This is a genomic window from Vibrio sp. HS-50-1 (assembly GCF_024747315.1).
In the GTDB taxonomy this organism is placed as follows: Bacteria; Pseudomonadota; Gammaproteobacteria; order Enterobacterales; family Vibrionaceae; genus Vibrio; species Vibrio diabolicus.
Genome location: NZ_JAMPZF010000048.1, coordinates 386,303 through 409,630, shown reverse-complemented (window position 1 = coordinate 409,630; position 23,328 = coordinate 386,303). Strand labels below are relative to the sequence as shown.

Genomic DNA, 23,328 nt, shown 5'->3' with positions numbered 1-23,328 from the left:
ATACACTGAGCTATTTTCTCATGCTCCGTAGGAACTTTACCCCTTTCGGATGGGTGACAAGGATACTCGGATTTTTGAATAATTACACCCATATTTTATAGGTGGACATTCTTACTCGGTCCCCTTTTATGGTAGAGTTGCCACAAAACAAAAGAACATAGGATTATCTCAATGGGCTGCTGCGACGCACCTGGCTTGATGCCAATTGAAGAAGCGATGGATAAGATGCTATCGCGAATCAAACCTATCCAAACGACACTTTCTCTTCCTCTTGCTGACGCTCTGGGTTTTGTGCTGGCTGAAGACATTTTATCGCCAATTCACGTGCCCCCTTTCGACAATTCAGCGATGGACGGTTATGCCATTCGTATTCAAGACCTAGAAGTGTCTACAGTGTTGCCTCTGGCAGGTAAATCCTTCGCAGGTCAGCCTTTTGAGGGTGAATGGCCGGCAGGCACTTGTGTTCGAATCATGACTGGCGCGAAAATTCCGGAAGGCTGTGATGCCGTTATCATGCAAGAAAATACGGAAGTGACCGACGCTGGTATTCAGTTCAACCAAACGGATGTGAAGCCGCAAAATAACATCCGCCCTACGGGTGACGACATCAAGCAAGGCGATATTGTATTGGCAAAAGGCGCGCGCCTGACACCGCGCGATATTCCAATGATTGCCTCTCTTGGTGTCAGCCATGTCACCGTCGTGCGTAAGCCAAAGGTGGCATTTTTCTCCACAGGTGATGAACTTAAACCATTGGGTGAGCCACTCAAGGCGGGTCAAATCTACGACAGTAATCGTTACGGTATTAAGCCGCTAATCGAAAACTTTGGCTGTGAAGCGATTGATCTTGGCATTATCCCTGACTGCCCAGAAACACTAAAAGCAACATTCGAAAAAGCACAAACGCTCGCGGATGTGGTTGTAACGTCTGGCGGCGTCAGCGTTGGTGAAGCAGATTACACCAAAGACATTCTTGAAGAACTTGGCGAAATCGGTTTCTGGAAACTGGCAATCAAGCCGGGTAAACCTTTCGCATTTGGCAAGTTAAGTACTGCTTGGTTCTGTGGGCTACCAGGTAACCCTGTATCTGCGGTGCTAACCATGTACGTACTTGTTCAACCAATGTTGGCTAAATTGGCTGGCCACACGGAATGGAAGGCACCTGAGTCTATCCCTGCGACGACTAAAACCGCATTTAAGAAAGCGCCGGGACGTACAGACTACCAACGCGGTATCTATACTCTAGAAAACGGTAAATTTGTCGTTGAAACCACTGGCAACCAAAGTTCAGGAGCCTTCCGCTCAATGAGTTTGGCAAACTGCTTTGTTGTGTTGGAACGTGAGCGTGGCCGTGTGGAAGTTGGCGAAACGGTTCAAATCCAACTGTTTAACTCAACGTTATACTAGGAACGTACCGTGGATATTCTTTCCGATCAGGAGATGCTGCGCTATAACCGCCAGATCATTCTTCGTCAGTTCGATTTCGAAGGGCAAGAAGCACTCAAACAAAGCTCGGTGCTTATTTTGGGTGCTGGCGGTTTGGGTTGCGCTTCTAGCCAATACCTTGCCACGGCTGGTGTTGGCAATATTACGTTTATCGATGACGATATTGTTGAACTCTCCAATTTACAACGCCAAGTATTGCACCACGACGCCGATATTGGCCGTAAAAAGGTTGACTCCGCGGCGGATGCGTTGCGGGAACTTAACCCCCACATCGAGGTAAACACCGTTGCCAAACGTCTCGATGATGCTCAACTTCAAGCTTTGATTGAACAACACACTGTGGTAGTTGATGCGTCTGATAACGTCGACACTCGCAATCAACTCAACCGACTCTGCTTTGCAACAAAAACACCGCTTATTTCTGGTGCAGCCATTCGTATGGAAGGCCAAGTGAGTGTGTTTACGTATGACGACCCAACTCAACCGTGCTATCAGTGTTTGAGCGCGCTATTCGGCAGCAGTGCATTAAGTTGCGTTGAAGCTGGCGTCATGGCGCCTGTTGTGGGTATTGTAGGCGCTGTACAAGCGATGGAAACCATCAAGGTGATTGCAAATTACGGCCAACCCAAAAAAGGGAAGATCCTCATTCTCGATGCGTTTAGCATGTCCTGGCGGGAAATGAATTTGATGAAAATGCCGACCTGCCCTGTTTGTGGCTAAGTAATGCTGTCAGCTTATCAATGAAGATTCTCAAAAAGCTCAACGTAACGTTGAGCTTTTTCTTATTCTGAGATTCATATTTCGAACCAAATAACTTACCGATATAAAATTCATTATAAACAGTAAGTTAAAAACTGGCACATTCCTTTCATTGCATATCATACAAACCAATGAGAGGGCGAATCATGAAAAGGACATCACTATTACTTGGATCTCTGTTTGCAAGCGCATACGTAAGCGCAGCGCCATTCGACACTTGTCCGAGCAAAGCATATTTATTCCAATCGACCCCAGTGCAAGTTTACGGCGTTAATCTGGTTACCGGATCAACCAAGTTACTGACCGACGATGTGGGCTTAGCATCTGGTATTAACGGCGTCGGTTTCAACTTCACTGATCGATACATCTATGGTTACGATACAACCAACTTGAAAATCGTACGTTTAGGCCAGGACTTTCAAGCAGAAACTCTCAACGTACAAGGGCTTCCTAGCCATACGTTTTTTGTCGGTGACGTGTACAACCACGTATACTACTTGTATCGCAAAGGTAAAGGGCTGTTTTCCATTGATCTGTCGCCGTTAGATACGGACCCAAATGCTACCTTAACCCTGAATAAAATCACATCAAATGCAAGTGTGAGTTTAACCGATTTTGCGTTCCACCCTGGCGACGGTGCGCTCTATGGTATCGATAATGGGTCTGGCGTATTGTATAAATTCGATACAAAAACAGGCCAAGCAACCGCGATCGGCAATACAGGGGAAACGGGTACCTTTGGTGCAGGCTACTTTGATGTAAACGGAAACTACTACGTATCGCGTAACCAGGACGGCAAAATTTATCGCGTCGACTTATCAGAAAATAATGCCGCCAATATCGCTGCGGGCATTGTTCCTGCTGTAGAGTTTGTGTCTAACGGTCCAAGTTCCAGCCAAAATGACGGTGCCCGATGCGCGAACGCTCCCGTTATTGACGAAGACGAGCCAATTGACTTTGGTGACGCACCTGACACTTACGCTACCTTGCTCTCTTCTAACGGACCACGCCACGCTGTTGATGGTGTAACTTGGCTTGGCACAATTGCGCCAGATGGTGATGCCGATGGACAAGTGGCTCCGTCTGGAGATAACAAAGTTGGTACAGCAGATGAAGATGGCGTCGGCTTTGTTACCGCACTCGACCCAGGGTTAAGTTCACTAGTGAGCGTAACTGCATCGACATCCGGCTACTTGTCAGCTTGGTTTGACTGGAACCGAGATGGTGACTTTGCTGACGAAGGTGAGCAAGTATTCACCGATGAGTTACTCTCTGCAGGCAGCAATATGCTTCCATTTGTCGTCTCTGAACTGGCAACCGCAGGCCCTAGCTGGAGCCGATTCCGCTTTAGCCAACAAACTGGTCTGAACTTCGATGGCGGATCAACATCAGGTGAAGTAGAAGATTACCCAATCACAATCACTGAAAACGGCGTATCCGTTCAGCACTTCCCAAGTGCCGATTCCTACGCAACGGTCGCGTATGAAGACAACTGGCCTTACACCGCTGACTACGACATGAATGACGTTGTAATTAAGTTCCGTATGACTGAAACACGTATGGACGGCACGGTGGAAAATATCCAAATTAGCGGAGATCTGGCCGCCTATGGGGCTGGCTATAAAAATGGCTTTGCTATTCGTCTACCTGGCGTTTCGAAAGCGAGTATTGAAAACGGCTTAACAAAGCTAACGTTTAATGGCAAAGAACAACCGACCAACGGTCTAGAAGCGATATCAGAAGAAGCCATCTTCATTATCAGTGACGACCTCAGTCAGTATGCGCAAAGTCAATGTGCGTATTTTAGAACCCAAACGGGTTGTAATGATAACGTCGCGTTGTCTTTCACACTGACCATCTACTTTAAGGAAGGAGCCGACCGCTCAGCGCTACAGGCCATGCCTTATGACCCATTTATCTTTGCCACACCCAATACATATCACGGCGATGGTATCACCTTTCAACCAGGTAGAAAATGGGAAGTACATTTGCCAGACCAAGCACCAACTGAGCAGTTTGATGACGCAAACCTATATGGCGTGGGCGTAGACGCAAGTGACCCGACTCGAGGCGTGTACTTCAAAACAGCGAACAATCTTCCTTGGGCATTGCTTATCGTCGAAGAGTGGAATTGGCCGCTAGAGAAAGTTGACTTAGTTGACGCTTACCCAGAGTTTGCCACCTACGCCGAGTCTGGTGGGCGAGAAGGAGCAAACTGGCATACCCTACCTAAAGCAAACAAACGTTACATTCCATAGGAGAAGCATCATGAAAAACTTAATCACAATCATCATGGGATTAGCGTTAACAGCCTGTGGCGGTGGCGGCGGTGGAGACAAAAGCAACGATAGCGCTACTCCACCTCCAGCTCAAACTACCGTTATTGTTGAAGAGCCAAGCATGCAAAATTTAGACGTACCAGATGGGTTCGATTATGACCCAAGGTTAGAAAGCTCACTTGCGGTAGATATTAGTGGTTACTCTTTACAGCGCGCACATCTGAGCATTTATAAGGAGTACCGTGAAGATGCGTCTGGAACCTATCAAGCGAAATATTCGAGCAATATTGCTTCTGCTGCGCTGACGAGTGGGAAAGCTAAATTAGACTTCTCCACCTCGGACAGCCAAGATAACCTGTTAGTCGAAATTTGGTTCTACGATGGCTCAGAACCTCTTCAAAAAGTCGTCTCAACCGGAAATACGACATGGCGCATGTAAGATGCTCTATTGGTGAGCATTGATACTCGGGACTGGCGCAAGCCACAGGTTTTAAGACAAAATCGCATCGTTCTTTGAACATGCGATTTTTTTGTTGTAAAACAAAATGATTACTTGAAACAATAGCAATGGAGCGCAAATTGGATAATCCCAAAACCTATATGTTGGTCTTCAGCGGTTTCATTGCCCTACTTGTGCTCTTGTTGCTCATTAAGCAAACGGATGAAAACACGGTTTCAGCCACCGTCATTAGCAATACTTTAACTCAGTCCCTTGATGGTCAACGTCGGTACCTCACTATCAATTCACCTGAGATAGAGCAACAACGAGTGACGGTTCCAGTGTCCGCATCTTGTCCAGTGGGCTCTATTGCGTTGTTCCACCAAGCATCCCGCTCAAGTTTTGACTCATCCCTTTCATTCATTCGCTGTGAGTAAAAATACTGTGCGGACTTCCCAAATCAGAAGGATTTAACCATGCAAGCATTGATCGATGCCAAAGAACTTCATGCTTTATTAGACCAACCAAATGTAAAACTTCTAGACGCGAGTATTCGTTTTCAAATTCCTTCCGAAGGGAAAAAGGTCACCAATAAGTGGATTCCAGGCTCATTGCGTTTCGACTACGACAATGACTTTTGTCTGCCAGATACCAATCTCCCTCATATGATGCCAACAGAAGAAGGGTTTAATCACAGCGCTCAGAAACTTGGCCTGAACAACGAAGACCTTATTGTTGTTTATGACAACTCAGGAACACTCGCCTCTCCGCGCGCATGGTGGATGTTTAAGGCAATGGGACACGATAATGTCAAAGTGCTTAATGGTGGCCTCCCGGCTTGGATTGAGGCTGGATTGCCTGTCACGGATGTCTTGTCAGAAGCTAAGCAGCTTGGAAACTTTACCGGGAAATTAAATAAACATGCTTTTTTGGACGCAAATGCAATATTAGAGTACTCAAACAATTGCAGTGCAAACATTGTTGACGCTCGCTCACGTGCACGTTTTTTAGGCGAGGTACCAGAGCCAAGAGAAGGACTGCGTTCTGGTCATATTCCTAATTCTGTTTGCCTCCCTTTCCAAACATTATTGAGTAATGGCTTTATAAAGGCAGACTCGGAATTGAAACAAGCATTTAGTGCACTAACGTTATATAATGATAAATCAATCATTTTCAGTTGTGGCTCAGGTGTAACGGCCTGTATTTTGCTGCTAGCAGCATACCAGTTAGGTTGGCGTGATTTATCGGTCTATGACGGGTCATGGACAGAGTGGGGCGCAGACCACTCATTACCCATTACTCGCTAATCTAGGAGCTATCGAAGCGGCATGGTCAGGTTAAAGAAGAACATTTGGACACTATACATGGCGCTACTTACAATAAGCGCCGTGCTGTTCGTGTTGTTTGGCCGCTACCATTATGAGTCAACCCTGAATAAGTACAAAGATAAGCAGCTCCTACAATTGGAGCTGTTTGCCTCTTCTGTCGAATCACTTCTGAAAGGACAAGAATCGTTACTTGAAGTCATTGGTCATCAGTTGGTCGAGAGAAATGACTTTACTCGTACAGCAGCAGTTCAAACTCGCCCGATGCTGGACAAACTGCTCAGTATCCATCCGGCGATTATTGGATTCGGCCTAACCAACCCCGATGGAGACTACATCGCCGTAAGCTCCAACTTAATCTTGGCAAAACTACATAATCTAAAACAAGATCCACTGACTCGTGATACCTTTTTGGCAGCGCTCAACTCCGACCGAATGATTATAGGTCGAACGTATTTTATGCCAGCTCAAGATTCACTTGTGATTCCGATCCGAAAAGCAATTCCAAATAAAGATGGTGTTGTACAAGCAGTGATGACGGCTGGCTTTAATATGAATTCATCTTCGGTTTTTCGTAACGATATCCATGCCAATGAGCACAACCGGGTCACATTGATCCGCAGTGATGGCTACCTTACTTTTAGCTCGTCAGAAGATACAACCCTAGAAGATTACCTAAAACCTGCCAATGATTTAGATATAAAAGCCGTTATGGCTCAAATCACAAAAGATTCAGGCTGGGATATGGCGCAACTAAAAGAGCTCACACGAGCGCTAAATATTGTTGTCGACAATTCTCGCCTGAGTGAGTTAATCACATTGAGATACCTTCCTGATTATCATCTTTGGGCCTCTTCCTCGACAGATTTGAATTTTATTAAGCGCGGATTCTACGAACAGTTTGCACTGTACTCGATTGTTTTTCTTATCGTCCAAGGTGCTTTTTACGCTTTATTCCGCTCCATTGCGAACAATGAGCATAAAACAAAACTGCGTTTGCTCTATCAAGCGAACCACGATCATCTCACTGGATTACCAAACCGAGAATACCTACGCGCAAACATTCGACACTGGCTCTCTGGGAAAGGGAATCCTTTTTCTTTGATGTTTATCGATATTGATAATTTCAAATCAGTCAACGACACACACGGTCATGACTTTGGCGACGAAGTTCTAAAACAAATATCTATCCGCTTAAACACCTTTGTTAACGATGGCCGATTAATCATCCGTGAAGCCAGTGACGAGTTTATTTTTCTAACAAATCGAATTGATGAAGTAAGCGTTAAAAGACTAGCGAGCGACTTAATAACGGCGCTATCAGAACCCTACGAAGTCAATGACAGTCAGTTCCTGCTCAGTTGCAGTATTGGTATTGCCTGCTATCCACACCATGGTGAAACATTAGATGAACTGCTCCTGTCAGCCGATATTGCGATGTATCAAGCGAAAAAACAACGCAACGTATACAGCCTGTTCAATCAACAGATGCAAGCTACACACCTGCGTAAAATGAAAATTGAGCAACGCCTGAGGCTCGCGATAGATAAGCAAGCGCTTCATATGGTTTATCAACCTCAGTTAAACCTAGAAGGCGATATTTATGGTGTCGAAGCGCTTATTCGTTGGAGTGATGATGAGCTCGGCTTAGTCCCACCAAGTGAATTTATTCCCGTCGCAGAAAGCACTGGGTTGATGGTTCGTATTGGTGAACAAATCATTGAAAATAGCCTGACAGATATGGCTAAACTGACTGGTAATATTGATACATCTATCCAGATGTCTATTAACATCTCGGTCAAACAGTTTGTTCACGCCAAATTCATTACTAATCTTATGAATGCTATTGAGAAACGCGGCATCGAATGTTCAAAGATTACCCTAGAGATCACCGAAAACCTGTTTATTGAAGATCTTGAAAAGTTCGCACCAATTTGCGAGCGCTTGCATGCTCTTGGCTTTAAAATCTCGCTCGATGATTTCGGGACTGGCTACTCTTCATTAAGCATGTTGCGTACGCTACCTATTGACGAGGTGAAGATTGACAAGAGCTTTGTCGATCACATTGAGCATGACAAAAAAGCGCTGAATATGGTTAAGAATATCATTTCTATCGGCAAAAACTTTGAAATGAAAGTACTAGCTGAAGGAGTAGAGACGCTGCAACAACTGAATGAGTTAAAAGCTTGCGGTTGTGATTTGATTCAGGGCTACTTCTACTCTAAACCTTTATCGCTTGAAAACTTGATCGCTTTTACGAAGCAGAACCAAAGCAAAGAAACCGTAGTTGAATAATTACGATCGCTTTGCTTAGAAGGTTTTATTTATTCATTTCTTGATACATCACCTCCACCAAGTCGCCTTTCGGGTCGCCTGACAATTCCCAAGTAAAAATACCGCCTAAGTTCGCCTGTTTAGCCCAATTTGCTTTGGCTTTGATCGAGCGTTGATCTTCGTAAGAGATAAAGACTTTCTTTACAGGATGCCACAAGTAAGGCGCTTGAGATTGCTCATCATACTTGTACTCGTAGCCCTGCTCCGCTCCATAGTTTTTCACCAAATCCCAGAACATGAAATAGCCGTTCTCACCCGTACCAAACTGCGCTCCTTGCTCGGATACTAGATCTTGCGTTGGTAAGCCACCCGAGAAGTCTTTGGTGCCTTGCCAGCCACGCCCGTAAAATGCAGCGCCAATCACCAGTTTTTCACTTGGAATACCCAGCTCGATCATCTGGTTGATGAACACGTCTGCGCCCATGCCCCACCAGCTTCGCTCAGTCGCATGCAAGTTGGTAGTATGCCCGGTTTGCTGCCCCCAACCACCAAGGAAGTCATACGTCATCGCAAACATGTTAGTTAGGTACGGCTCCGCGGCTTTCCAATCGATACCTGCTGCTTTTGGACCAACGCCAACAGCTGTAGAGAGCTCGTATTCACGTTTGGTTTGATTTTTGAGTTCATCTAACTCTGCACGCATGGTTTTCACTAAATAGGTAAAGGCCTCACGCTCAGATGCTTTTTGTTCATCAGAAAGCTTGGTAGGCGACGTTGTTAAACCGCTACCACCTGGGTATTCCCAATCCAGATCAATACCATCAAAGAAATCATATTGAGCAATCAACTTAACGGCAGTTTTTGAGAATTGATCCATCGCTTGTTTGCTTTTCGCCATAGCATGGAACGGTTCGGACATTGTCCAACCACCAAAAGAAGGGAGAATTTTGAGATTAGGATGTTGTTTCTTCATCTCAGCAAGTTGAGCGAAGTGGCCTTTGTATGGCACGTTAACGGAGACATCGCCAAAGTCCTTTTCTAATGCTGCTTCGGTATCGACAATGATCGCCGTATACGGATCTTTTCCTTCACATTGTTCGGCAACCAGTTTTTGTACCGTTTCAGAAGCACCGGCATGAGGGCCGCACATACTAAGAAACGCGTAAATCACATGCGTCAGCTTATCAGCGGGAATATCGTTCACCGTGTATGGGTTTTCTGCATTAGCGTACTGCCAATCCGCAAAGTAACCCGCTACGACTTTTTGGTCGGCGTGCGCCGCACCAGTTAGCCCCATAATCAGTGCAGCAAGAAGTGTCTTTTTCATTGTGTTCTCCAGAGTAGATGTACAAATTTAAAGCTACTCCTAGAGAATATTTTTAACTTGAAAACGAAATCAGGCTGCGAGTCATTTATAACTCCTCGCAGCCTGATTACATAAATTGCATATTATTTGTGCTAACTCTCAGATGCCGCGTTGCCGTGCATTTGCTCATCTAAGTTGAGCACCGTTAATGCGTTGCTGACGCTCGTGGCGATCACGTCTATCGCTCCGGTTCTTAATGCTCCAAGTAAGGCGAGCGGCTTACTGTTCTCCGCTGCAATCGCGATGACTTCCGATATTGGGCGAAACTCTTCAATACCAAGACCAATCACTCGGTCACTCATTACGGTGTTGGCAACATTACCGTGAATATCAAAGAAATCATAACCTGCAAAGTCCCCGACCACGCCTTGTTGAAGTCTCGACTGAACCACTTCATCAGGCGTAAACCAACCTAAGTCCACCATGTAACTGTTTTCGCTCATGTCACCAATACCGACCAAAGCGACATCGGCTTTACGTGCCAAATCGAGCGTTTGTTTCACGGTTGCATTTTGCATGAAGGCCAACTTCTGTTCTCTGTTCTCTGCGTAAGCCGGCGCGTAAAGCGTTTCGGACGTTCCGCCGTACTTTTTAGCTAACTGACGACAAATGTGGTCGGCGTTATACATACCACCACGTGGGTGAATACCGCCGATACCACACACAAATTTACAGTCGCGCGGGGTGATCACCCCAATGTGATGAGCAACAGAAGATACGTTACGCCCTTGTCCAACGGTCACCACCATGCCGTTTTTAAGCGTGCTGGTGAGATAATTGGACACCAATCCCGACACCTGTAGTCGTTGTGCTTCTTCATTCGGCTGATCAAGAGCAACAAGCGCGCGCTTGACGCCGAATCGCTCGATCAAACGTTGCTCAATCTTGGCGCTAAACACCGGGTGGTATTTAACGGTGATTTCAACGATGCCTTCATCACGCGCCTGCTTGAGCATTCGCCCGACCTTTGCGCGTGATATGGCAAATTTTCTCGATATCTCTTCCTGAGTCGCACCGTCTTGATAATACGCGACGGAAATCTCTGTCAACAAATCCGTGTTTTCAATGGAAATATCTTGATTAGAACTGCTCATGGTTTCTCTCGCCCTTTAAGAGGATCGATATTGTATGCAATAAGTGAGCATATGCTCATTGACTTAGCATATGTTCTTTATCAATTTAAACGCTACATTTGCTCATCGCAATAACATTTTCTCACTACAATTTTTTACCCTCACGTACAACGCTCAACCTTTGAACAATACGGGCAAACGTTTATTTGGGTTAACCACTAAACACACAGTAAAAAAACGTTGATGAAGTTCACTATAAGTCGATTTCAGCGATTGACTTTCAGCATAGATAGGATAAATATGGACACATCATTTACTCAGCTATCGATCAAATGTTCATTGCATTTGTTCGGTAACGAAATTTTCCGTAGTTGGCTGAGCAGATGTCTCATTAAACGCGATGAGACGATTAGCTAACTCGCTTGCAAATGCACAAGCTGTGGCAACAAAAAACCACGCTTAAGCCCATTTAAATAGGATGATCGATTATGAGCAACAAGTTAGAGCAACTTCGTAAACTAACGACTGTAGTAGCAGACACTGGCGAAATTGATGCAATCAAAAAGTATCAACCAGAAGACGCAACAACTAACCCTTCTCTTATCCTGAAAGCAGCTCAAATCGCAGAGTACGCACCTCTAATCGATGCTTCAATCGAATATGCTAAAGCACAGAGCAACGACAAAGCTCAACAAGTTCAAGACACTTGTGACATGCTTGCAGTAAACATCGGTAAAGAAATCCTAAAAACTATCCCAGGTCGTATCTCTACAGAAGTTGATGCTCGCCTATCTTACGATATGGAAGGCAGCGTAGCGAAAGCACGCCAACTAGTGAAAATGTACAACGATGCAGGCATCACTAACGACCGCATCCTTATCAAACTAGCGTCTACTTGGGAAGGTATCCGCGCAGCAGAAATCCTAGAGAAAGAAGGCATCAACTGTAACCTAACGCTTCTATTCTCATTCGCTCAAGCGCGTGCTTGTGCAGAAGCTGGCGTATTCCTAATCTCTCCATTCGTTGGCCGTATTATGGACTGGTACAAAGCGAAAGAAGGCCGTGACTTCGAAGCTTCAGAAGATCCAGGCGTACTGTCTGTAACTAAGATCTACAACTACTACAAAGAGTACGGCTACAAAACTGTCGTAATGGGCGCAAGCTTCCGTAACATCGGTGAGATCCTAGAACTGGCTGGCTGTGACCGTCTAACTATCGCTCCTGCTCTACTTGCTGAGCTAGAAGCTGCAGAAGGTGAAGTGGTTGAGAAGCTAGTTGATTCTAAAGGCGCAGCTGAGCGTCCTGCACCAATGACTCACTCTGAGTTCCTATGGGAACACAATCAAGACCCAATGGCGGTTGAGAAACTGGCTGAAGGCATCCGCAACTTCGCCGTTGACCAAGGTAAACTAGAAGCGATGATCGAAGCTAAGCTTTAATTGCTTACCAAAAGCAGTAGCCCGTCTACTCGCTTTTGCCATCAGCGCTTATTCAAGATTTTCTATTTGAACTTGTTTCGACGAGTTCCCTCTATTTAAACCCTTATCGAGAAGTAATCACTATGGATCGTAAATATCTAGCAAATGCAATTCGTGCGCTAAGCATGGATGGTGTTCAACAAGCTAACTCTGGTCACCCAGGTGCACCTATGGGCATGGCTGATATCGCTGAAGTTCTTTGGCGCTCTCACCTAAACCACAACCCATCAAACCCTGAGTGGGCAGACCGCGACCGTTTCGTACTGTCTAACGGCCACGGCTCAATGCTAATTTACTCTCTACTGCACTTGAGCGGTTACGAGCTATCTATCGATGATCTGAAAAACTTCCGTCAGCTTCACTCTAAGACTCCTGGTCACCCAGAGTACGGCTACGCACCAGGTATCGAGACAACAACGGGTCCTCTAGGTCAAGGCATCACTAATGCGGTTGGTATGGCTCTAGCTGAGAAAGCGCTAGCAGCACAGTTCAACAAAGAAGGCCACGACATCGTTGACCACTTCACTTACGTGTTCATGGGCGACGGCTGTCTAATGGAAGGTATCTCGCACGAGGCATGTTCTCTAGCAGGTACGCTAGGCCTAGGCAAACTGATCGCATTCTGGGATGACAACGGCATCTCTATCGATGGTCACGTTGAAGGTTGGTTCTCTGACGACACGCCTAAGCGTTTTGAAGCTTACGGCTGGCACGTAATCCCAGCAGTAGACGGTCACGATTCTGAAGCGATCAACGCAGCAATCGAAGCGGCTAAAGCGGATCCTCGCCCTACACTTATCTGTACTAAGACAATCATCGGTTTTGGTTCACCAAACAAATCTGGTTCACACGATTGTCACGGTGCTCCACTAGGTGCAGAAGAAATCGCAGCAACACGCAAAGAACTAGGTTGGGAGCACGGTCCTTTTGAAATTCCGCAAGAAGTCTACGCAGAATGGTCAGCGAAAGAAACAGGCGCAGCTAAGGAAGCAGCGTGGAACGAGAAATTTGCAGCTTATGAAGCAGCGTACCCTGAGCTGGCAGCTGAATTTAAACGCCGCGTAAACGGTGAGCTTCCTGCACAGTGGGAAGAGAAAGCAAGCCAAATCATTGCCGATCTTCAAGCAAACCCAGCAAACATTGCATCACGTAAAGCATCTCAAAACGCTCTAGAGGCATTTGGTGCTCTACTACCTGAGTTCATGGGCGGCTCTGCTGACCTAGCGCCTTCTAACCTAACCATGTGGTCTGGTTCTAAGTCTCTAGAAGCAAGTGACTTCTCTGGTAACTACATCCACTACGGTGTACGTGAATTCGGTATGACGGCGATCATGAACGGTATTGCGCTACACGGTGGTTTCGTTCCTTACGGCGCGACATTCCTAATGTTCATGGAATACGCTCGTAACGCTATGCGTATGGCGGCTCTGATGAAGATTCAGAACATCCAAGTATACACGCACGATTCTATCGGTCTTGGCGAAGATGGCCCAACTCACCAACCGGTTGAGCAAATGGCATCGCTACGTCTAACGCCAAACATGAGCACATGGCGTCCATGTGACCAAGTTGAATCAGCAGTGGCTTGGAAACTAGCGATTGAACGTAAAGATGCACCAACTGCGCTTATCTTCTCTCGTCAGAACCTAGCGCAACAAGAGCGTGATGCTGAGCAAGTTGCGGACATCGCGAAAGGTGGTTACATCCTGAAAGATTGCGAAGGCAAGCCAGAGCTAATCCTTATCGCAACAGGTTCAGAAGTTGAGCTAGCAGTAGAAGCAGCAGCACAGCTAACTGCTGAAGGTAAGAAAGTACGCGTTGTTTCAATGCCATCAACAGATGCATTCGACAAACAAGACGCCGCTTACCGTGAAGCCGTTCTACCATCAGACGTAACAGCTCGTATCGCTATCGAAGCAGGTATTGCTGACTTCTGGTACAAGTACGTAGGCTTCGACGGTCGCATCATCGGTATGACTTCATTCGGTGAATCTGCACCTGCTGGTGAACTGTTCAAAATGTTCGGTTTCACTACGGAAAACGTAGTAAATACAGCAAAAGAACTACTAGCGTAATTGCAGTAAAAAGATAATCAGTTTTCTCTATTGCGAATGTGAAAACTGAAAAGCCCCGCCAGCAATGGCGGGGCTTTCTTTTATCTGGCCCCTATTTGTATAAACACAGCCAGAAAGTGAACACAACGACTTTCGTTACGGCTATTTGTCTTCAAATCGAAGCGCGAGCTGATAGAAATCTTGTACTTGCTCTTTCAACTGACGGCTGTTTTGCTCTACGGAGTGCGTTGCTGCCAAGTTTTGCTCTGCCGTAGAAGCAATAGAGTGAATATGCTGATTTACATCGCTGGATAGCTTCAGCTGGTTATTCGCCGCTTCCGCCACATCGACCATCAACCCACTCATGCTTTGCATCATCTGTTCAACCTCAGACAAACGAAGCGCGCTTTGTTCGGCAACCTGAGAACATGTATCCGTTTGCTCTTTGTTTGCCAAAATGTCTTTTTGCCAGCTTTGTATCGTCGCCAACATAGCAGAGATAGACGCTTGGATTTGTTCAGTTGCATTGGATGTGCGACCAGAGAGCGCGCGCACCTCATCGGCAACAACAGCAAAACCACGACCTTGCTCACCCGCCCTCGCCGCTTCAATTGCCGCGTTAAGTGCCAGTAAATTGGTTTGTTCTGCGATCCCACCAATCTCTTCCATCAAATGATTCACTTTCTGCGCCTGATCACTCAGTTGATACGTCGTTTCCGTCGCTTTTTCAGCTTGAAGGCTCAACTGCGTTAGATTGGTGTGCGTTTGATCGATGGTTTCCTTCGCCATCAAGCATGACTTCAATGTGTCATCAATTAGCATATGGGCATCATTGGTGCTAGAAGAGACTGAATTCGCCGAAGACTCCACCTCTTGAGTCGCATCACGTACGCGATGAATATCGGTGTTTTGCTGATTTAATGCAGCCGAAACTTCTGCTGTGGTTTGACTGAGTTCTTCGGCGCAATGCTGCAACGGCAGTGCGGAGTCTGTCATTCTTCCCAACACGGTTCGAATTCTTGCGGACAGCATTTTGATATGGAAATCGGCAATCGAAAATGCCGTATTACCGGAATAGATCAAGCGACTCACGCTGTCGTATTGCTTTTGTAACTTTTTCAGTTGTTGAGGCGTATCAATTAATTCTTGGCGGAATAACAACGCTAGAACACTCGCAGGTAGTGCACTTGCAAGCCAAGCCAATGGACCTTCAATAGACAATGCATATGCGGCTGCAGGTGCGGTCAATGCGCCAAGTAGAATCGCATAGCGAATGGTTTCATTGAGTTTCAACGACCAAGTACGACCTGACTTCTCGGCGGCGCGCATACTCTTGTAGGCTTTCGTGGCTATATCAACCCACTCTCGCTTTGGCTTCACGCGCACAGATTGATAACCAACAACGTGGTTATTTTCATAAATAGGGGTGACATAGGCATCAACCCAATAGTAACCGCCCGACTTAGTGGCATTCTTAACCATGCCGCGCCAGGCTTTGCCTTGCTTAAGACGAGCCCACATATCGCCGAAAGCGGCTTTAGGCATGTCATTGTGGCGAACGATATTGTGGTTCTGACCGACGAGTTCTTCGTGAGTGTACTCAGCAACACGGCAAAAGGCTTCGTTACAATACGTAATAACACCTTGTAGGTTCGTTGTTGAGACGAGTTCCTCAGACTCCCTCACGAGAGTTTCTTGAGCTTTATGAGAAATATTGGCTGACATAGACGAAACTTCTGTAGTTTTTATTGATTTTCGGCAAGATATATACAGGATTTTTATTTTTATTACAAAAAGTTAGATAAAAAGTCTTATCAAATCGACATTTTTAGTGTGGGAATTCACATTATCAATAAAAATATAAAGAAGAAGTTGTGGAGTTGAGCTAATAAACAAAACCCGACACGTTATGCCGGGCTATGTATAGAAGATCTAATCAAGCAGTTTGGGATTCCGTTTCTTTGTTCGTTTTCAAAGCAAACATCACGATGACGAGCAACACAAAAGGAAGAACGTACAAATTAAGGTTTTGCCAACCTACGGTGGATTCAAGCCAGCCAGATAGTAATGCAGTGATAGTGACACAACTGAACACGAAGAATTCATTAAATGCTTGAGCCTTGCTCCTGTTTTTCGCTTCATAGCTTTGACTAAATAACCCAGTTGCCGCGATAAACATAAAGTTCCAACCAACGCCTAACAGAACTAAAGCAAGACTAAAGTGCCAAATGGACACTCCGTGTATGTTAATTCCGATGCAAGCAACAAATAGAAATCCACCGGCTAAAATCATATTCTTCGCGCCAAACCGCTCTATCAAGCGTCCCGTGACAAACGCCGGTGCAAACATGCCCAGCACATGCCATTCGATCACCCCTGCCGCTTTGTCAAAATCAAAGCCACAACCAATCATCGCCAGAGGCGTTGCTGTCATTAAAATGTTCATTACCGCATACGCAACCATTGCGGCGATAACCGCTAGCATGAAATTAGGTCGACGGATAATGTCCCCCACTTTATCCGCTTTAGTATGTAGAACTTGCGTGTGTGCTGGTGGAAAACGAATCGTTTGCAGCACGATCAACGCAGTTATATAAAGTCCAATAAGCACGGCAAAAGCACTAATGTACAAACCATCATCTGACCATTGCTGCGAATACACCGCCAAATTAGGGCCAAGTATCGCCGCTAGTACCCCTCCCGCCATAGATATCGAAATCGCCCTGTGTCTTGCCGACTCTTCACACACTTCAATAGCAGCAAATCTGTATAGCGTTCCGAAGCCAATACCAACACCGAGCAAAAAGGTAGAAACACAGAACAGATAGAAGTTCTGTTGACTTAACGCATACGTCGCTAGGCTGGCACCCAAAATGCCAATAACATTACCGAGACTAAACCCAAGTCGACGTCCCAACTTGCCCATAATTAGTGATGCTGGGATCGTCGCAGCCATCAGTCCTAAAAATTGCAGCGCAACGGGCAACGTAATAAAACTTGATGACGGCGCAAGTGTTTTGCCAATAAGGGCAATAACAGATATGAGTAAAATATTCCCTGTCATTAATAGGGCTTGGCAAAGGGATAATAGCCATACATTACGATTCAATTCCAAATTCCTTTTGGTTACAGCGCATACAGATAACATATAGGAAAGCAGAAACAATAGAAAGAGATGCGAGTAATTCTCAATAAAAAAGAGCCAGAAGCACAATGCCTCTGGCTCTTTAAAAAGTTCTTTCTGTTGAGCTTATTTGTTACGGCGCGCTTTTACTGCATCTGAAAGCTGACGAAGTACGGTTTCCGTATCTTCCCAACCGATACATGCATCGGTAATCGACTGACCATAAGTGGCCGCTTTGCCATCTACTAGGTCTTGGCGACCTTCAACTAAATGAGACTCAATCATCACACCAAAAATTGCTTCTTCGCCACCAGCGATTTGCTCTGATACGTCATCAGATACCAACATTTGACGTTTGAACTGCTTCGAGCTGTTAGCGTGGCTAAAATCAATCATCACTTTTTTCGGTAGCCCAGCGCCATCTAACTCATCTTTAATTTGAGCAACATGCGCTGCACTGTAGTTTGGCTCTTTACCACCACGGAGAATGATATGGCAATCAGGATTGCCAGCGGTTTCTACGATCGCAGAATGACCGTATTTTGTTACTGATAAGAAGTGGTGAGAAGCACTTGCAGAACGAATCGCGTCGCTCGCGATCTTAATGTTCCCGTCTGTACCATTTTTAAACCCAACAGGGCAAGAAAGGCCAGAAGCAAGCTCACGGTGAACCTGAGATTCTGTCGTACGAGCACCGATAGCCCCCCAACTGATCAGATCCGCCACGTACTGAGGCGTGATCATATCTAGGAACTCACTCGCGGTCGGCAAGCCCATATCGGTAAGATCAAGAAGAAGCTTACGTCCAATACGCAGACCATCATTCAGCTTGTAGGTATCATTTAGGTAAGGATCGTTGATCAGACCTTTCCACCCTACCGTTGTACGCGGTTTCTCAAAATAAACTCGCATCACAACTTCTAGTTGTTCACCAAGTTCATCACGTAATACTTTTAGCTTTTTACCATATTCAACCGCAGCTGCAGGATCGTGAATGGAACACGGGCCAACAATTACAAGTAATCGGTCATCTTTTCCTTCAAGAATATTGTGAATGGCATTACGGCAATCAAAAGTGGTCGAAGAAGCGGTTTCAGTCGCTGGGAACTTCTCTAATACTGCTACAGGTGGCAATAACTCTTTTACTCTATTTATTCTTACATCATCAGTTTGAAACATTACTTCTACTTCCTGGTTTTTATTTCCGACCCAATTTTTTGCCAACTGAACTCATTGCAACATTGTTCACAAAGCGAGCAGCATCAAGGGCTCTGGTCATTTTCTGTCTAGCGTTTAAGTAACTTATCGGCTTAGGCGTAGACTTGCAATCAGTTTTTGCAAATAAATGCAAATAAAAACCACCTGTTAACCACCGCGCACAATGTAAAATAAAGTTTACGAAAAAAAGTTCAAAATAATCATCAATTTTCTTATGACCCTAAAAATCTTTACTACAATGTAAGAAATATCAGAAGTTTGTGAGGTGTTATTGGTTAGTAAATGTTGATCAAGTTCAAAGATATTGTTGCTTGATATGAAATGATTAGAATATTAAACTAATTTCTTATAAACGCTGGTTTTTTCTAATTTTTTGATAAAACGAAGTAGAAGTTAATATGCAATCAATACAAGGAAACATTATGAACAAAGTAGCAATTGCAGTAGCAGCAGTGGTAGCTGGTAGTAGCGCGCTTTTAAACTCTGCTCAAGCTGAAATGTATATCGGGGGCAAAGTAGGCATGACTACACTTGACGATGCTTGCTATCTAAATAGCCCTTGTGATGATGAAGCTTTTGGTGCTGGACTACATATCGGTTATGACTTCACCGATATCATCGGGCTAGAGTATGGTGTCGACTTCTTAGGCGATTACAAAGCTAACTTTAAGTCAGGGGCTAATACAGTTAATACGATCGACGGCAATTTAACGGCTTTAACTCTCGCACCTAAATTTAACTGGCACTTGAACGAATCTTGGAACTTATTCGCTAAGATCGGTGGTGCTTACATGATGTCTGATGACGAAAAAGATTTCGTTCCAACTGGCTCGCTAGGTGCTGAATACACTATCGACAGAAACTGGAGCGTACGCGCAGAATATCAACGCTATCAAGATCTGTCTGATGACGTATGGGACGACATGGACGCTAACTTCTTCGGTATCGGCTTTAACTACAAATTTGCGGCTGCGCCAGTGGTTGCGGCAGTTGTAACAGAAGAAGTGGTTGAGCCAGATCCAGAACCAGTGATGATGAGCAAAGTGCACAAAGAAGAGTACGGTACAGGTACGTTTGAATTCGACAGTGCTAAGCTAACAGACTCTGTTTCGGAGCGTCTAGACAACTTCGTATCATTCTTGAACGAATACCCTCAAGCTCAAGTAGAGATCACTGGCTACACGGATAGCTCTGGTCCTGCGACTTACAACCAAAAACTGTCTGAGCGTCGTGCTCAATCTGTTGCGGATTACCTAACTGCTGCAGGCATTGACTCAGATCGTTTAACTGTGAAAGGCATGGGTGAAGAAAACCCAGTTGCTGACAACAGCACTCGTGAAGGTCGTGAGAAAAACCGTCGCGTAGAGGTTGTGGTTCCTTCGTTTGAATACCAAGAGCTAGTTCAACCTGAATAAACATCTATGATACTTTATCTATGATGTTGTAAAAGTTAATGGGGTGCGTTTGCACCCCATTTTGATCTCGCTTTATCGCTCTTTTTACTATGGTTTTGGAAAAAAGATTAACTCGTTATCTTGCACCATAACACAATCCATACCCGCTGCATGCGCCGCTCGTTTACCTAGCTCGGTATCCTCGAATACAAGACATTGTGAGGCTTCCAACCCAAGATGCTCGGCCGCCACCAAAAAGGTATCCGGAAAAGGCTTATGGTTCTCTACATCACTTGCTGTTACCACAACATCCAACTTGTCCAATAAACCGGAGTGGCTCAATAAGCGCATGGCACTTTCTCGTTGACTGCCAGTCCCGACCGCTATTTTCTTGTGGCCTAAATATTCTTCTAACACGATATTAGTGCAAGGAATAACGTCCCCGTGCAGCTCCATAGCAGCGAACGTTTCCATTTTAAATGTAGCGACGGTTTTAGGATCTAATGAAAGCTCATGCACACGGTTTAGCTCCTCAACAATTTTAAAGCTCGGCATGCCCCCTAAACTGTGAAACCACTCCTGACAAAACGGAAAATCAAAGCGATCTGCGGTTGCTTGCCAAGCAGCCAAATGGGCTGGCATGGTATCTATTAAAGTACCATCCATATCAAATATGAATCCCTCATAGGGCCTAAAATCAATCGTGCTCATGTCTTTTCTTCTATTTGTACACCTGTGATGCTAATTTATCAGCTCTTTCAATCGTCCTTACCGGCATTTACTTATCATGCTCAAAATTTCGAACTCCGTCACAATTCAAGAGTGGGAAATTCAATTATCCCCAATTAGAGCTCAAGGAAATGGTGGCCAGAACGTTAACAAGGTAGCGTCCGCTATACATTTACGCTTTGATATCCGACATTCCAGCTTACCTGACTTCTACAAAGAACGATTACTTGCTCTTTCTGACAGTCGTATAACTAAAGATGGCGTGATCATCATCAAAGCGCAACAATTTCGCACGCAAGAACAAAATAAGGAAGACGCCCTGAATCGGCTTCAAGCTTTAATTAAAGCTGCCGCCTTACAGGAGAAGAAGCGTATTAAAACGAAACCAACCCGCGCTTCTCAACGCCGAAGACTTGATACCAAGAACAAGCATGGAGCGAAAAAGCAGCAACGTAAGAAAGTGCTGTATTAATGCATGTCGTTTTCTCGACATGTTAGTTGAACAACGTTTGCTAGCCCTTGGGAAATCTCATTGGATTTCTCTTTTTAGTTACTTATTCAGGAAACAACAATATGACTATTAGGCAAAAACTCTACTTCCTCGGAGTTATCGCCATTTTAGGCATCGTGGCCCTTTTGGGTACGTCATCCCATTTCGCCAATAAGAGCAATGAACTTAACCACGCCATCAAACTCGTTGGCGATCTAGAAATACGTTTACTCAACTTACGCAGAAACGAGAAAGATTTCTTACTGCGTAGTAATGACAAATACTTAAACAAATTTGATGCGAATGTTGATAAGTTTCTAAATACCGAAAAAGAGCTTGCGAGCATACTCACGAGCAATGAATTACCTTCCAGTCAACGATTCAAACAAGACCTTCTTGCATACCAAAAGGGCTTTCAGAATCTGGTCAGTGCTTACCAACGCTACGGACTTGATGCAAAGAGTGGCCTTCTTTCTGGTTACGAGCAAGCACTGTTAGAAGCCAAGCAACGCTCCGACCACCAGCAATTGCTGGCGTTGGTTCGTTTTGACTCTGCGGTCAAATCAGGTCAATTCAATAGTGATTTGCTTGTTGGGCTATATGCTCCGGAGCTCATCAAAACAGGTAAGCTAGTAGCGGCACAAAAACAAGTTGTAGGGGTCGCTTACGACCAAGGCCTACTTGGTGAAACTCGCGCATTATCTCATGCTGTAGAAGAGCAATTTGAAACCTTTTCGACAGCCCTTAGCTCTGCTGCTGCAAAGCGTGATGAACGAATGTCGACTATCAAGCAAGTCATTACCGCTCTGATCTTAGTTGTTATTTTCGCATTGATTTGGCAGATCTCTCGCTCAATCAATACACGAGTAAACAGCTTGCTTGGCACCATTCGAAGCATTAGCGAAACAAACAACATGGGACTGCGCTCTGACTTGAAAGGCAAAGATGAGCTATTTGATATCAGCCACCACCTCAATGATCTGTTGGATAAGCTTGAGCAGTTAATTAGTGGCACCCAAGAAAAATCGGCGCAGTTAACAACCAGTACCGATAATATGCATCGTGAGCTAGAAGGGGTTATGGAGCAGTTCCATACTCAAACGGACCACACTGCATCGATGGCTACTGCGGTTCAGCAAATGGTGGCAACGATAGGCGAAATATCGGAAAGCACGTCGGTTGCGGTAGAGGGTGTACATCAAGCCGCGAATAATGCCGAACAAGGCCGAAGTGTTGTTGAAACCACCGTAACCAACATTGGTCAATTGACCAGTATTTTATCGAACAGTCAGCAGTCGATTGGCTCGTTGAACCAGCATGTAGATAAAATTGGTGGTGCCGTGAACATCATCCAAGAAATTGCGGAACAAACTAACTTACTGGCTCTCAATGCAGCAATTGAAGCCGCGCGAGCAGGCGAGCAAGGTCGTGGCTTCGCCGTTGTTGCCGATGAAGTACGTGCCCTAGCTAGCCGAACTCATCAATCTACCGAGGAAATCACGCGAGTTGTTGTTGATATTCAAGCTCAAATGTCGACGGTCGTGGCGGATATTGATCAATGTAACGATCAAGGACAACAAACGCTCAATGCCTCTGAAAAACTGGATTCTAGCCTGCAGCAGATCATCACTGACATGCATGCAATTCAAGGCAATTCGGAGCGCATTGCTTCTGCGATTGAAGAGCAAGGTATCGTGATGAACCAAGTTAGTGGCTCAATCACCGAGCTTAACGCGATATCTGAAAACAACATGCAATCCGCTCAGGAATGCTTGCACGAGGTGAACTCTGTTTCTGCTCAAGCTCATGATATGGACGAAGCCGTTGCACAATTTAAAACCGCGCTAAAATAACCTTCCCTACAAATAAAAAGCCCGAGG

Annotated in this window: 18 protein-coding genes; 12 read left to right on the top strand and 6 right to left on the bottom strand. The window is 45.2% G+C overall.

What is annotated here, in order from left to right:
* Nucleotides 1–171: 171 nt before the first annotated feature.
* The 7 genes from moeA (at nt 172) to NDJ01_RS21190 (ending at nt 8,543) form a co-directional block, all read left to right on the top strand.
* Nucleotides 172–1,407 (top strand): molybdopterin molybdotransferase MoeA, encoded by a 1,236-nt coding sequence (gene moeA / locus NDJ01_RS21220; RefSeq protein ID WP_006741128.1) that lies wholly within the window; start codon nt 172–174, stop codon nt 1,405–1,407.
* A 9-nt stretch (nt 1,408–1,416) separates the two neighbouring features.
* Nucleotides 1,417–2,166 (top strand): molybdopterin-synthase adenylyltransferase MoeB, encoded by a 750-nt coding sequence (moeB, locus tag NDJ01_RS21215; RefSeq protein WP_109168985.1) that lies wholly within the window; start codon nt 1,417–1,419, stop codon nt 2,164–2,166.
* Nucleotides 2,167–2,351: 185 nt separating this feature from the next.
* Complete coding sequence (locus tag NDJ01_RS21210) at nt 2,352–4,463, top strand: LruC domain-containing protein (RefSeq protein ID WP_258587287.1); 2,112 nt, start codon at nt 2,352–2,354, stop codon at nt 4,461–4,463.
* Between the two features lie 10 nt (nt 4,464–4,473).
* Nucleotides 4,474–4,923 (top strand): hypothetical protein, encoded by a 450-nt coding sequence (locus tag NDJ01_RS21205; RefSeq protein ID WP_085343911.1) that lies wholly within the window; start codon nt 4,474–4,476, stop codon nt 4,921–4,923.
* Between the two features lie 140 nt (nt 4,924–5,063).
* Nucleotides 5,064–5,360 carry a hypothetical protein gene (locus NDJ01_RS21200; protein WP_005396101.1) on the top strand — a complete coding sequence of 99 codons (297 nt, stop codon included), beginning with the start codon at nt 5,064–5,066 and terminating at the stop codon, nt 5,358–5,360.
* Nucleotides 5,361–5,399: 39 nt separating this feature from the next.
* Nucleotides 5,400–6,230: a sulfurtransferase gene (locus NDJ01_RS21195; protein WP_257888844.1), complete on the top strand. Its 831-nt coding sequence runs from the start codon at nt 5,400–5,402 to the stop codon at nt 6,228–6,230.
* Between the two features lie 21 nt (nt 6,231–6,251).
* On the top strand, nt 6,252–8,543 hold the full coding sequence (locus tag NDJ01_RS21190; RefSeq protein WP_258587286.1) for an EAL domain-containing protein: 2,292 nt from the start codon (nt 6,252–6,254) through the stop codon (nt 8,541–8,543).
* Between the two features lie 25 nt (nt 8,544–8,568).
* Here NDJ01_RS21190 and NDJ01_RS21185 read toward each other — a convergent pair whose 3' ends face one another.
* Nucleotides 8,569–9,849, bottom strand: a complete 1,281-nt coding sequence (locus NDJ01_RS21185; RefSeq protein ID WP_258587285.1) for a glycoside hydrolase family 18 protein — start codon at nt 9,847–9,849, stop codon at nt 8,569–8,571.
* Nucleotides 9,850–9,980: 131 nt separating this feature from the next.
* Entirely contained in the window at nt 9,981–10,982 is a 1,002-nt protein-coding gene (locus tag NDJ01_RS21180; protein WP_005396112.1) for a sugar-binding transcriptional regulator, read from the bottom strand.
* A gap of 467 nt (nt 10,983–11,449) precedes the next feature.
* Between NDJ01_RS21180 and tal the strand changes: the two genes are divergently transcribed.
* A complete protein-coding gene (gene tal / locus NDJ01_RS21175) occupies nt 11,450–12,400 on the top strand; it encodes a transaldolase (protein ID WP_005396118.1) in 951 nt (316 codons plus the stop codon).
* A 122-nt stretch (nt 12,401–12,522) separates the two neighbouring features.
* Nucleotides 12,523–14,514 carry a transketolase gene (gene tkt / locus NDJ01_RS21170; protein WP_047008133.1) on the top strand — a complete coding sequence of 664 codons (1,992 nt, stop codon included), beginning with the start codon at nt 12,523–12,525 and terminating at the stop codon, nt 14,512–14,514.
* A 141-nt stretch (nt 14,515–14,655) separates the two neighbouring features.
* Here the strand turns inward: tkt and NDJ01_RS21165 are convergent, their stop codons facing one another.
* From NDJ01_RS21165 to aroG, 3 genes are all read right to left on the bottom strand, one after another.
* Nucleotides 14,656–16,218 carry a PAS domain-containing methyl-accepting chemotaxis protein gene (locus NDJ01_RS21165; protein ID WP_048624841.1) on the bottom strand — a complete coding sequence of 521 codons (1,563 nt, stop codon included), beginning with the start codon at nt 16,216–16,218 and terminating at the stop codon, nt 14,656–14,658.
* A 211-nt stretch (nt 16,219–16,429) separates the two neighbouring features.
* Entirely contained in the window at nt 16,430–17,602 is a 1,173-nt protein-coding gene (locus NDJ01_RS21160; protein ID WP_258587284.1) for an MFS transporter, read from the bottom strand.
* Between the two features lie 141 nt (nt 17,603–17,743).
* Complete coding sequence (gene aroG / locus NDJ01_RS21155; RefSeq protein ID WP_005396134.1) at nt 17,744–18,796, bottom strand: 3-deoxy-7-phosphoheptulonate synthase AroG; 1,053 nt, start codon at nt 18,794–18,796, stop codon at nt 17,744–17,746.
* Nucleotides 18,797–19,257: 461 nt separating this feature from the next.
* On the opposite strand from aroG, the gene NDJ01_RS21150 reads away from it, so the two are divergent.
* Complete coding sequence (locus tag NDJ01_RS21150; protein ID WP_005396135.1) at nt 19,258–20,250, top strand: OmpA family protein; 993 nt, start codon at nt 19,258–19,260, stop codon at nt 20,248–20,250.
* Between the two features lie 87 nt (nt 20,251–20,337).
* On the opposite strand, the gene NDJ01_RS21145 is transcribed toward NDJ01_RS21150, so the two are convergent.
* On the bottom strand, nt 20,338–20,940 hold the full coding sequence (locus NDJ01_RS21145) for a beta-phosphoglucomutase family hydrolase (RefSeq protein ID WP_031780520.1): 603 nt from the start codon (nt 20,938–20,940) through the stop codon (nt 20,338–20,340).
* 76 nt (nt 20,941–21,016) lie between these two features.
* Between NDJ01_RS21145 and arfB the strand changes: the two genes are divergently transcribed.
* Together arfB and NDJ01_RS21135 are read left to right on the top strand one after the other, a co-directional pair.
* Nucleotides 21,017–21,430 carry an alternative ribosome rescue aminoacyl-tRNA hydrolase ArfB gene (gene arfB / locus NDJ01_RS21140; RefSeq protein WP_005396137.1) on the top strand — a complete coding sequence of 138 codons (414 nt, stop codon included), beginning with the start codon at nt 21,017–21,019 and terminating at the stop codon, nt 21,428–21,430.
* A gap of 101 nt (nt 21,431–21,531) precedes the next feature.
* Nucleotides 21,532–23,301 carry a methyl-accepting chemotaxis protein gene (locus tag NDJ01_RS21135; RefSeq protein WP_258587283.1) on the top strand — a complete coding sequence of 590 codons (1,770 nt, stop codon included), beginning with the start codon at nt 21,532–21,534 and terminating at the stop codon, nt 23,299–23,301.
* The last annotated feature ends 27 nt before the right edge of the window (nt 23,302–23,328 follow it).

Coding starts and splice junctions, on each gene's coding strand:
- NDJ01_RS21150 (WP_005396135.1), top strand. CDS start 19,258: ATGAACAAAGTAGCAATTGCAGTAGCAGCAGTGGTAGCTGGTAGTAGC.
- NDJ01_RS21135 (WP_258587283.1), top strand. CDS start 21,532: ATGACTATTAGGCAAAAACTCTACTTCCTCGGAGTTATCGCCATTTTA.
- NDJ01_RS21165 (WP_048624841.1), bottom strand. CDS start 16,218: ATGTCAGCCAATATTTCTCATAAAGCTCAAGAAACTCTCGTGAGGGAG.
- NDJ01_RS21185 (WP_258587285.1), bottom strand. CDS start 9,849: ATGAAAAAGACACTTCTTGCTGCACTGATTATGGGGCTAACTGGTGCG.
- NDJ01_RS21190 (WP_258587286.1), top strand. CDS start 6,252: ATGGTCAGGTTAAAGAAGAACATTTGGACACTATACATGGCGCTACTT.
- NDJ01_RS21195 (WP_257888844.1), top strand. CDS start 5,400: ATGCAAGCATTGATCGATGCCAAAGAACTTCATGCTTTATTAGACCAA.
- arfB (WP_005396137.1), top strand. CDS start 21,017: ATGCTCAAAATTTCGAACTCCGTCACAATTCAAGAGTGGGAAATTCAA.
- moeA (WP_006741128.1), top strand. CDS start 172: ATGGGCTGCTGCGACGCACCTGGCTTGATGCCAATTGAAGAAGCGATG.
- NDJ01_RS21145 (WP_031780520.1), bottom strand. CDS start 20,940: ATGAGCACGATTGATTTTAGGCCCTATGAGGGATTCATATTTGATATG.
- tal (WP_005396118.1), top strand. CDS start 11,450: ATGAGCAACAAGTTAGAGCAACTTCGTAAACTAACGACTGTAGTAGCA.
- NDJ01_RS21205 (WP_085343911.1), top strand. CDS start 4,474: ATGAAAAACTTAATCACAATCATCATGGGATTAGCGTTAACAGCCTGT.
- NDJ01_RS21180 (WP_005396112.1), bottom strand. CDS start 10,982: ATGAGCAGTTCTAATCAAGATATTTCCATTGAAAACACGGATTTGTTG.
- NDJ01_RS21210 (WP_258587287.1), top strand. CDS start 2,352: ATGAAAAGGACATCACTATTACTTGGATCTCTGTTTGCAAGCGCATAC.
- aroG (WP_005396134.1), bottom strand. CDS start 18,796: ATGTTTCAAACTGATGATGTAAGAATAAATAGAGTAAAAGAGTTATTG.
- tkt (WP_047008133.1), top strand. CDS start 12,523: ATGGATCGTAAATATCTAGCAAATGCAATTCGTGCGCTAAGCATGGAT.